This is a genomic window from Agromyces sp. P1_H4 (assembly GCF_056405255.1).
Map to the genome: position 1 here is coordinate 1 of NZ_JBFUCL010000348.1, position 3,892 is coordinate 3,892.

Annotated in this window: 3 protein-coding genes; 2 read left to right on the plus strand and 1 reads right to left on the minus strand. The window is 70.5% G+C overall.

Annotated features, from left to right (window positions below; all coding sequences use genetic code 11):
• Positions 1-2,219, plus strand: a 2,219-nt coding sequence (locus tag AC1DY2_RS16780) for a YncE family protein (RefSeq protein ID WP_476763446.1), incomplete at its 5' end; no start/stop codon positions are given.
• A 47-nt stretch (positions 2,220-2,266) separates the two neighbouring features.
• On the opposite strand, the gene AC1DY2_RS16785 is transcribed toward AC1DY2_RS16780, so the two are convergent.
• Complete coding sequence (locus AC1DY2_RS16785) at positions 2,267-3,004, minus strand: copper homeostasis protein CutC (protein WP_476763447.1); 738 nt, start codon at positions 3,002-3,004, stop codon at positions 2,267-2,269.
• Positions 3,005-3,579: 575 nt separating this feature from the next.
• On the opposite strand from AC1DY2_RS16785, the gene AC1DY2_RS16790 reads away from it, so the two are divergent.
• Positions 3,580-3,892: AfsR/SARP family transcriptional regulator (locus AC1DY2_RS16790; protein WP_476763448.1), on the plus strand; the 313-nt coding region annotated here is incomplete at its 3' end.

The following is a 3,892-nucleotide window of genomic DNA, read 5'->3' on the forward strand; positions in this document are numbered from 1 at the left end:
CCGGCGGCTTCGTCGCGGCCGGCTCGAACGAGACGACGCACCAGCGGGCGACGGCGCAGATCGAGGCGCTCACGAGCACGGCGCGGTCGCTTCGCGGGACTGAGCGGGATGTCGCGTCCCTGCTCGCCGCCGAGGCGTACCGGAGGTGGCCCGACGACCCCCGCACGCACGCCGCACTCATGGGGGTGATGACCCAGTCGCATGGCCTCCTCTCGACCACCTATCTCGACGAGGTCGAGAACATGGCGGGCGTGCTCGTTCCCGGAACACGAAACGCCGTCGTCATCACCTCCGACGGCGACGTGTCGACCTACGACATCGAGTCCGGAGACCGCGTACGCCGTCTCGAGATGCCTACGACCTCCAACCAGATCGATTCGCGGCGCGGGCCGGCCGTGAGCGGCAACGGAGAGCGGGTCGCATATGCCGAAGGAACCTTCGATGACCAAGGCGAACCGATCGAGATCCGACTCCTGGTCGCCGACGTCGAGAGCGGGGACCTCGTACTCCCGCCGATGGTGGTGGACTACCCCATCAGCTCCATCACCATGAATGACGAGGGCGACACGATCGCGGCGATCGACCGGGTCGGGACAGTGCACCTCATCGATGCGAACACCGGCCTCACTCGTACCGTGACCGGCACGTCCATCCACGAACCGCAGGGGAACAGCGATCGGGCCGGAGTGGTTCGCTTCACGCCCGCCGGACGCCTGCTGTACGGCACCTTCGAAGGGCCACTGCTCGTGATCGACCCGAGGTCCGCCGTCGTCGTGACCGTGGTGTCGATGCCCCAGGAGTCGACGAACGTCTCCATGGCCGTGCTCTCCGACCTGCGAATCATCACGACCGGCGACCGTCGGATCTCCGCGGTCGACCTCGCCGCAGCGGAGGTGGAGTGGTCGCAGCCGTTCGCGACGGCGAGGATGGAACCGTGCCCCTGGGTGACCGCGTCCGTCGAACTCGGCACCCTGTACTGCGGTGACCACTTCGGCGGCATCGAGGAGCGGAGCCTCGAGACCGGCGCGCCGACCGGGCGCTCCTTCCACCCTCAGCTCGGCCTGGTCGGGAGCATGTCCGTGGTCGGCGAAGGTCGCGAACTCATCAACGTGGGTCGCGGCACAGCCGCCATCACACGATGGGGCCTTGACGGCTCCGGTGCCGTCACCCGGGTCCTCGCCCCCGGGTGGCTGATTCGCGACCAGTATTCACCGACGGGATCGAGCCTCGTCGTCGCCCGCCGCACCGATGGGGTGGAGTCGTGGGAGGACTACCGCGAGTTCGCGCTGCTCGACACGCGCACGGGGAAGCTGACCCTCCGCGTTCCTGCCCCCTCGTACGGCGTCTCCTGGGCGGGCGAGACGACCCTGGTCGGCGACTTCGGCGGCGTCGGGCCGCACCGAACGGGCTTCCTCGACGTCCGTACCGCTGAATCGTTCGCTGGCGATCCACTTCCCGATGACGCAGTGGGGGTCTGGATGAACGCCCAGGGCGATCGGATGTACGTCGGCCGGCCCGGCGGCGAGATCTGGACCATCGACCCGGCGACCGGCCGCCGCATCGAACCGACCATGCAGACCGACGGCGGCGATCCCGCCTACATCTCGACGAGTGCCGATGGCAGCCGCGTGCTCGTGACGAGCTGGAACATGGAGTACACGCCGGATTCGATCCTGTTCGACGCGGAGACCGGCGAGCGGATCCAGGTCGGGCTCGTGGGAGTCGGCGTGACCGCGCTCGCGGAGCGCGGGGAGGTCGCAGGAGTGATCGGCAATGAATCCATCGTCCGGTACGACGCCGACACGTTCGAGCGGATCGGCGCGCTTCCCGGCGGCTCCGGTGGCCTCGATACGGTGAACGTCAGCCGCGACGGCCGCATCCTCAGCACCTACGCATTGAACGACACGGTCTCCGTATACGACCTGGCGGGCGGCGTGCAACTGGGCGATCCGATCCCGGTACTCGGCGAGTGGAACGATCCCGGAGGGTCGAAGTACTCGGGAGTGCTGCGCGCCGACGGCGAGGAGCTCGCGGTCAACGTGCCGGCGGGCATCGCGGTGTGGGACCTGCGGCCGTTGTCGCACGCGAAGGCCGCGTGCGCGATGGCGGGTCGCGACCTCACGCGGGACGAATGGCTCGCCTACCTGGGCGACCTCGGCCCCTACCGTTCGACGTGCGGCTTTGCGACGGCCGAACCGGGGTCCGAGCCGACGGGCTAGCGACCCCGACGGCCCCCGCGGCAACCGATCCCCGGAGCGGTCATGGCCTACGCCCGGCGCGAGGCCTCGACCGCGGCACGCACGATCGCGGCATCCGTCGTGTCGAACCCGACCTCACCGCCGCCGGGACCACTCGCTCCCCCATGCGTCGCATGCGTCCGCGCCGAGAGGTGCACCGCGTCGACGCCGGCCGCGGCCAGCGCGGCGATGTCCTCGATGCGCACGCCGCCGCCGGCCATGACCTCGACGGCGCCGCCCACCTCGGCCACCATGCGTGCGATCACCTCGCGTCCGGCACGGCAATCGGCCGCGCCGCCCGACGTGAGCACCCGTCGCACGCCCGTGCCGGGCAGCGCCGCGACGGCGGCCAGCGGATCCGCGGCGGCATCGACGGCCCGGTGCACGGTGACGTCGAGCCCCTCGGCGGCGTCGATGAACGCCGCGATCGCGTCCAGGTCGAGCGCACCGGCATCCGTCAATGCACCGAGGACGACGCCGTGCGCGCCGAGCGACCGCGCCATGCGGATGTCGCGCCCGATGAGGTCGAGCTCGTCGGCGTCATAGACGAACCCGCCGCCGCGCGGGCGGATGAGCACATGCACGAAAGACGCGACGGATGCCGCCGCGGCGACCTCGACGGTCGCCTCGACCAGTCCCGCCGACGGCGTCAATCCGCCCAGGCCGAGCGCCTGGCAGAGCTCCACCCGGGTCGCGCCCGCCTCGAGCGCGATGCGCGCGCTCGCGGCATCCTGGACGGCGATCTCGACGGGGAGGAATCGTGGCACCCCGTCACACTACCCACCCGGGGCACCGCTGTCGTTCGACTCCGATCCGGTGTTCGCGGCACCTTCACTGACTGCCCGACGGCAGGCCGTGGAGTCCGCGCGGATCGACATCGTTGACGGGCGAGAGATTCCGGGGTGGCGCCGCGGCGTGCACCTCGGCCGTCGGTGGCGTGGCGGCCCCGTTCGGGACGCCGTGGCGGCCTCGAGGGTCGATGTCGGCGATCACCGGCATCCGTTGCATCCGTTGGGCTGCCCGTGTCTGCTGTGACAGTGCCAGCGGGCCATGCAGGCCGCGTGGGTCGATGTCGTTCGAAACCAGGCGTCTGGGCTCGAGGGCGCCGACCGGTCCCTCGAATGGATCGACGGGTGCGCTCGCCTGGGCGGCGCATCCGACGAGGGCGGCCGCAACGAGTGCCGCTGCTGCCGCGGAACGGGCGATTCGGGTGATGTTCGTGGTGTCCATGGGCTGAGCGTGTCGTGCCGCGGTATCCGTCGGCATCGAGTGCGGTATCCGTGCGGTATCCGTCCGACCCGTGATCGTTGACGCGCCTCGGCACGCGAGGACAATGAGCACCATGAGTGTCGACGTCCTCGGGACACTCGTCATCGACGGAGGCCCGGTCAGTCCGCGCGAGCGGGCGGTGCTCGCCGCGCTGGTACTCGAGGTGGGTCGCTCGCTCTCGCCCGAACGCATCGCGGATGCGATCTGGGGCGAGGACGTTCCGGCAACCTGGGCGAAGCAGGTGCAGATCGCCGTCGCCCGCCTCCGCCGACACCCGGGCACGCCGTCCATCACGACGACGCCTGAGGGATACCGCCTCGACCTGGCACCCGACGCCATCGACGCGCAACGATTCGAGCGCTTGTCGACGAGCGGCCGGCAGCACC